Source organism: Pseudomonas sp. SG-MS2, assembly GCF_009933855.1.
Classification (GTDB): domain Bacteria; phylum Pseudomonadota; class Gammaproteobacteria; order Pseudomonadales; family Pseudomonadaceae; genus Aquipseudomonas; species Aquipseudomonas putida_E.
In genome coordinates, this window is the sequence record NZ_MOMO01000021.1 from 1 (window position 1) to 6,014 (window position 6,014).

General features: G+C 62.8%; 8 protein-coding genes. 1 reads left to right on the plus strand and 7 read right to left on the minus strand.

From position 1 onward, the window contains the following. Positions 1-325: 325 nt before the first annotated feature. From BLX42_RS01690 to BLX42_RS01700, 3 genes are all read right to left on the minus strand, one after another. Positions 326-1,621 carry an NAD(P)/FAD-dependent oxidoreductase gene (locus BLX42_RS01690; RefSeq protein ID WP_161871004.1) on the minus strand — a complete coding sequence of 432 codons (1,296 nt, stop codon included), beginning with the start codon at positions 1,619-1,621 and terminating at the stop codon, positions 326-328. An 84-nt stretch (positions 1,622-1,705) separates the two neighbouring features. Next, positions 1,706-1,879 carry a DUF3094 domain-containing protein gene (locus tag BLX42_RS01695; protein WP_012316344.1) on the minus strand — a complete coding sequence of 58 codons (174 nt, stop codon included), beginning with the start codon at positions 1,877-1,879 and terminating at the stop codon, positions 1,706-1,708. A gap of 132 nt (positions 1,880-2,011) precedes the next feature. Continuing rightward, positions 2,012-2,641 (minus strand): DUF1780 domain-containing protein, encoded by a 630-nt coding sequence (locus BLX42_RS01700; protein WP_012316343.1) that lies wholly within the window; start codon positions 2,639-2,641, stop codon positions 2,012-2,014. 34 nt (positions 2,642-2,675) lie between these two features. On the opposite strand from BLX42_RS01700, the gene BLX42_RS01705 reads away from it, so the two are divergent. Next, complete coding sequence (locus tag BLX42_RS01705; protein ID WP_046784641.1) at positions 2,676-3,416, plus strand: energy-coupling factor ABC transporter permease; 741 nt, start codon at positions 2,676-2,678, stop codon at positions 3,414-3,416. Between the two features lie 130 nt (positions 3,417-3,546). On the opposite strand, the gene yacG is transcribed toward BLX42_RS01705, so the two are convergent. From yacG to BLX42_RS01725, 4 genes are all read right to left on the minus strand, one after another. Continuing rightward, positions 3,547-3,747: a DNA gyrase inhibitor YacG gene (yacG, locus tag BLX42_RS01710; RefSeq protein ID WP_012316341.1), complete on the minus strand. Its 201-nt coding sequence runs from the start codon at positions 3,745-3,747 to the stop codon at positions 3,547-3,549. Further along, positions 3,744-4,367, minus strand: a complete 624-nt coding sequence (gene coaE / locus BLX42_RS01715; protein WP_012316340.1) for a dephospho-CoA kinase — start codon at positions 4,365-4,367, stop codon at positions 3,744-3,746. The genes yacG and coaE overlap by 4 nt, the downstream gene beginning before the upstream one ends. Next, a complete protein-coding gene (locus BLX42_RS01720) occupies positions 4,367-5,233 on the minus strand; it encodes an A24 family peptidase (protein ID WP_161871005.1) in 867 nt (288 codons plus the stop codon). The genes coaE and BLX42_RS01720 overlap by 1 nt, the downstream gene beginning before the upstream one ends. Positions 5,234-5,235: 2 nt before the next feature. Then, a partial coding sequence (locus BLX42_RS01725; RefSeq protein ID WP_161871006.1) for a type II secretion system F family protein occupies positions 5,236-6,014 on the minus strand: 779 nt, incomplete at its 5' end.

Consider the following 6,014-nt stretch of genomic DNA (forward strand, 5'->3'; position numbering starts at 1 on the left):
TTGGTAGAGCAGTTGGCTTTTAACCAATTGGTCGTAGGTTCGAATCCTACACGACCCACCATGTAAAAAGGGCATCTCGACTGAGATGCCCTTTTTCTTTTGTCTCGATTTTATCTCGCGCAAAAAAAATGCACCGAGCGGTGCAAATCTTCTTTATTCATTCGTCATCGCACAGGCCATGCCTGGTATGTGGGCATCTGGCCCAATCGCCGGCAAGCCACAGGTGTTTCACAAGCCTTGAGAGCTGTGCATCCCCTGTGGGAGCCGGCTTGCCGGCGATGAGGCCAGTGCAGACAACCTGAACCCCAAGCCTATAGCGCGCAGGTCAGTGCAGCTTCAGTCGCGGCTCAGTGCCCCGCCCAATTTTGCTTCCCAGCATCATCATCGCCGTGCGGAAGAACCCGTACAGCGCCATCTGGTGCATGCGGTAAAGCGACACATAAAACATCCGCGCCAGCCAGCCCTCCAGCTTCACGCTACCCATCAGGTTGCCCATCAGGTTACCCACCGCCGAGAAGCGCGACAGCGACACCAGCGAACCGTAATCCTTGTAGGCATAGGTCGGCAGCGGCTTGTTCTCCAGGCGCGCTTTCAGGCTCTTGGCCAGCATCTCGGCCTGCTGGTGCGCTGCCTGGGCGCGTGGCGGCACGTTGCGGTCGCTGCCCGGTTGCGGGCAGGCTGCACAGTCACCGAAGGCGAAGATGTCATCGTCGCGGGTGGTTTGCAGGGTAGGGCGCACCACCAGCTGGTTGATACGGTTGGTTTCCAGGCCGTCGATATCCTTGAGGAAGCCCGGCGCACGAATACCGGCCGCCCACACCTTGAGGCTGGCCTGGATCACTTCACCGTTGGCGGTCTTCAAGCCATCGGCGGTCACTTCGCTGACGGCAGCGTTGGTCATCCCCGTCACGCCGAGCTTTTCCAGGGTCTTGTGCACCGGCACGCTGATGCGCTCTGGCAGCGCCGGCAGCACGCGCGGGCCCGCCTCGATCACGGTGATGTGCATGTCTTTTGGCTGGATACGGTCCAGGCCATAAGCCGCCAGTTCATGCGCTGCGTGGTGCAGTTCGGCCGCCAGTTCCACACCGGTGGCACCGGCGCCGACGATCGCCACGCTGATCTTCTCGCTGGCCTGGTCACCCGCATGGGCACGCAGGTAGTGGTTGAGCAGTTGCTGGTGGAAACGCTCGGCCTGCTTGCGGGTGTCCAGGAACAGGCAGTGCTGCGCCGCGCCCAGGGTACCGAAGTCGTTGGTGTTGCTGCCCACGGCAATGACCAGGGTGTCATAGCGCAATGTGCGCGCAGGCACCAGCTCGCGGCCCTCTTCATCGAGGGTGGCGGCCAGCTGGATCTGCTTGCCTTCACGGTCCAGGCCGCTCATGCGCCCCAGCTGGAAGTTGAAGTGGTTCCACTTGGCCTGGGCCACGTAGTTCAGTTCGTCTTCCGAGGAGTTGAGCGAGCCGGCGGCCACTTCGTGCAGCAGCGGCTTCCAGATGTGCGTGAGGTTGGCGTCGACCAGGGTGATTTCGGCCTGCTTGCGCTTGCCGAGGGTTTTACCCAGGCGGGTCGCCAGTTCCAGGCCGCCGGCGCCGCCGCCGACAATCACGATGCGATGAGTCATGGGGATATCTCATAAGGTTTACGGAATTCGTGGCCCCAGGGGCCGGCCGCAAACTGCACGAGGGGAGGGCGAGCGCGAGGCAGCTCATAGCACCAGTCCACTCAACAGGCGGCTGATGAGGCCCAGCCCGATGGTCACGGCCACCACCAGCACAAGGAGCAGCCACGGCCGGAATGGCTTGCGCTCGACTTGGTGCTGAGGGGCTCGCAGATACTCATCGACACGACGCTGATCTTCCGGATTCAGTCGGCTGGTCATGGTGGGCCTCGTCAGGTAGACGTATGTGACTGCCTGAACGCTACAGCGTTCCGGCAAGTACTTGAGACAAATGATAAAGCTTTCTATCCCTGGCGCCGAGTGTACGCCATCGCAAAGACTCTCGGCACTGGATCAAAGACTGATGCCCACGTCGAACACGATGCTGCGCCCCAGGTTGCCGCGCAGAAAGTCCGGGGCATCGGGGTGGGCGAACAGCACCCGGGCAAAGGTCGGCCCCACCAGCGACAGCGAGCGCCAACCCTGGCGCAGGTACTCGGTGGGCGGCGGGAAGTGGGTGTTGAGGTCGAGCACTTCACGCTTGAGGCTGGCGAAGGCGATGATGTCCAGCTCGCTCAGGTCCAGCCCGCGTTCGCGATAGTTGTGCGCCTTTTTGCGCAAGGTGGGCGCCAGCCGCGCCAGCAGCTCGGTGGCGGCGATACGCCTGGGCCGCGCCTCGCGCCGTACCAGCTGGGCCAGTGAAAAGGCGCTGCGCCTTCGCTGCAGCTCTTCGCGCCACTCATCATTGAGCCGGCGGCCTTCGTCGAGCACAAAAAACACCTCGAACGACGCATCGCGGAACAGCACGTCGGGCGGCTCCTGGCCGGCCGGGGTGAAATCTTCACTGCGATAGGGGATGTTCAGCCCCTGCAGCAGGCGCTGGCATACCCAACGCTCCCGCTCCCATTTGCGAGCATTGGAGAGAAAGGCATTGGCTTGTTCGGCCTGGATGGTGAGCAGGCGCAGGTAGTCTGAGTCATCCATGCTCACAGCTTAGACGCTAAACCATGACGATAAGATGCTGTTTTTGAATGGGTGTAGACTCAGGTATGTCCACAGTCTCGACAGGGGCATTCGTCAAGTGATCAGCGCGCAAGTCTTGTCCAGCACCAGCCTCACGCTCGGTTGGGTAGGGTTCGTCCCTTTGCTGCTGTGGGCGGCCAGCCGCACCCGCTGGCTGGAACTGTTCGCCGACAGCCGCCGGCAGCACCTGCTGTTCGGTACGGTGTTCTGCCTGTTTGCACTTTGGCTGGTCCGGCGCGACTTCGACACCGGTGTGTCGTACCACTTCATCGGCATGACCGCCGTGACGTTGTTGCTGGACTGGCCGCTGGCGGTGCTTGGCGGGTTTCTGGCCCAGCTCGGCTTGTTGGCGCTGGGGCGCCAGGACCTGGCAGCGCTTGGTATCAACGGCCTGCTGCTGATCGGCCTGCCGGTGCTGATCACCGAGGTGTGCGCCATCCTGGTCGAGCGGGCGCAGCCGCGTAACCTCTTCGTTTACATCTTCTGCTCGGGGTTCTTTCCCGCAGCACTGACCGTGCTGGTGTGCGTGCTTGCCGGGTTGGGGCTGCTGTGGCTGGACGGGCGCTTCGCCATGCCGGAGTGGCTCAGCGACTTTGTCGGCTACCTGTGGCTGATGATGTTCCCGGAGGCGTTCATCAACGGCATGGTGGTCAGTGCGCTGGTGGTGTTCTGCCCGGAGTGGCTGGAGACATTCAACCGCACGCGGTACCTGCAGGCACCGTGGAAGGACGAGTAGCAGCGGCCTTGTGTCGCGAAAGGGCCGCAGAGCGGCCCCAGCAATTGTTGCATCAATGCCGAAACATCGAGGGCCGCTGCGCAGCCCTTTCGCGACACAAGGCCGCGCCTACCGGTCCCGATGCGGCGCCTTAGTGCCGCGGCTCCAGGTCGCCCGAATACAACTCATCCTCGGACTCTTGCGACCCCGCAATCTTGTGCTCCTCAGCCGCCCAGGCACCCAGGTCGATCAACTTGCAACGGTCAGAGCAGAACGGCCGGAACGCGTTCTTCGCGTCCCATTCCACAGGTGCGCCACAGGTAGGGCAATCGACGGTCAATGGCTGGCTCATGGCTGGCCTCCTCGTAAAGTCAGGTAAAAGTGGTGCAGATGGTCGATCTGCGCATGCAGCGCGGCAAGGTCACTGTCGTTGACCACCACATCATCGGCATGGCGCAAGCGCTCTTCGCGGGCCAACTGAGCCTTGAGGATGGCTTGTACCTGCTCGGGGCTGGTGTTGTCCCGCTGCAAGGTACGCGCTACCTGCAGCGCTTGCGGTGCATCGATCACCAGCACTCGCTGGGTTTTCTGGTACTGGCCAGACTCGATCAGCAGCGGCGACACATACACCGCATACGGCGACTCAGCCTTGGCCAGGTAGCTGAATATCTCCTGCCCGATCAGTGGGTGCAGCAGCTGTTCAAGCCATTTGCGCTGGGCCGGGTCGGCGAAGATCAACTGGCGCAACGCTGTGCGATCGAGCTGGCCGTCCTCCAGCAGCACGCCCGGGCCAAAGCGCTCGACAATGCTGGCCAGGGCCGGGCGGCCGGGCTCCACGACCCAACGCGCTGCCTGGTCGGCATCGACCAGGTGCACACCAAGCTCGACGAAGCGCTCGGCGGCGGCGCTTTTGCCGCTGCCAATGCCGCCGGTGAGGCCGAGAATCCAGGGGGTGAACGGCGCAGTGGTCATCAGAATCCAAGCAGTTGCAGGTATGAGGCGTATATTTCATCACCCCAGAGCACGGCAATCCACCCCGCAATGGCCAGATAAGGACCAAAAGGTATCGCCGTACCCATCGAATGGCTGCGCAGGCGCAACATGCATAGCCCCACCACCGCCCCGACCAGCGACGACAGCATCAAGGTCAGCGGCACTACCTGCCAGCCGCCCCAGGCCCCGATCAGTGCCAGCAGTTTGAAGTCGCCGTAACCCATGCCTTCCTTGCCGGTGATCAGCTTGAACAGCCAATACACTGTCCACAGGCTGAGATAACCAGCCACCGCGCCCCAGATGGCGTCGGACAATGGCACCACGGTATCGAAAACATTGACGATCAGCCCCAGCCACAGCGTTGGCAGCACCAGCACATCCGGCAGTATCTGCTTGTCGTGGTCGATAAGGCTCAGCGCCAGCAGGCTCCAGGTAAAGGCCAGCAAGGCCAGTGCCTCCATCCCGGCACCGGAATGCCAGGCCACCGTCAGCGACAGCAAGGCGCAGGCCAGCTCCACCAGCGGGTACCGTGAGCCGATAGGCTGTTTGCACGCAGAGCAGCGCCCGCGCAAGGCCAGGTAACTGAGCACCGGAATATTTTCCCAGGCACGAATCGCATGCCCACAGTGCGGGCAACGTGAAGCGGGCAGGCACAGGTCGAAGCGCTCATGCTCATCGGTCGGCAGCCCCAGCGCCTCCTGCGCTTCACGCTGCCATTGGCGCTCCAGCATGATCGGCAGCCGATACGCCACCACATTGATGAAGCTGCCGACCAACAGGCCAAGCACTGTCGCCAGGGTGAGGAAGTACGCCGGCTGTTCGGCCAGTAAAGTCCATAAAGTCATGTTCAGATCAAACTACCCAACTGGAAGATCGGCAGGTACATCGCCACCACCAGGCCACCGACCAGCAGGCCCAGGACCAGCACGATGGCTGGCTCCAGCAGGCTGGTCAACTGGTCCAGCGCCTGGCTGACCTGTTCCTCGTAAAGGCTGGCGGCTTTTTCCAGCATCTGGTCCAGGGTGCCGCTTGATTCACCGATGGCCGTCAGCTGCACCAGCAGCGGCGGGAACAACGGCTCAGCCGCCATCGCCTGGTGCAGCCCTTGCCCATTGGCCATGCCCTGGCGCAGCCGCAAAATGGCCCGCTCGTGCAGCTCGCCCCCACAGGCCCTGGCCACGGTGCCCAGCCCATCCAGCAGCGGTACCCCAGCGGCATACGCCGTAGCCAGGCTGCGTGCAAAACGGGCCAGCGCCGCTTGCCCCAGCAGCCGACCGAACACCGGCAGGCGCAGTACCTGGCAAGATATCCACAGGCGTGCTGGCGCATGCTGCCGATACAGCTGGCGCATACCCAAAGCCACCACAAGCAGGGTTATCAACAGCAGCGGCCCATGGCGGCCCAGCCCTGTGGACAAGCCGATGACCCATTGCGTGAACGCCGGCAACGCAGCATCAAAGCCGGCAAACAGACTTTCAAAGCGCGGAATCACTTCCAGCAACAGCACCGACGACACGCCCAGGCCGGTGAGCAACAGCAGCAGCGGATACAGCATCGCCTTGCGCACCCGTTTGAGCAGTGCCTGGCGCTGCTCCAGCATGCCCGCCAGTTGCTCAAGCTGCCGGT

Coding starts and splice junctions, on each gene's coding strand:
- BLX42_RS01690 (WP_161871004.1), bottom strand. CDS start 1,621: ATGACTCATCGCATCGTGATTGTCGGCGGCGGCGCCGGCGGCCTGGAA.
- BLX42_RS01695 (WP_012316344.1), bottom strand. CDS start 1,879: ATGACCAGCCGACTGAATCCGGAAGATCAGCGTCGTGTCGATGAGTAT.
- yacG (WP_012316341.1), bottom strand. CDS start 3,747: ATGAGCCAGCCATTGACCGTCGATTGCCCTACCTGTGGCGCACCTGTG.
- BLX42_RS01705 (WP_046784641.1), top strand. CDS start 2,676: ATGCTGTTTTTGAATGGGTGTAGACTCAGGTATGTCCACAGTCTCGAC.
- BLX42_RS01720 (WP_161871005.1), bottom strand. CDS start 5,233: ATGACTTTATGGACTTTACTGGCCGAACAGCCGGCGTACTTCCTCACC.
- BLX42_RS01700 (WP_012316343.1), bottom strand. CDS start 2,641: ATGGATGACTCAGACTACCTGCGCCTGCTCACCATCCAGGCCGAACAA.
- coaE (WP_012316340.1), bottom strand. CDS start 4,367: ATGACCACTGCGCCGTTCACCCCCTGGATTCTCGGCCTCACCGGCGGC.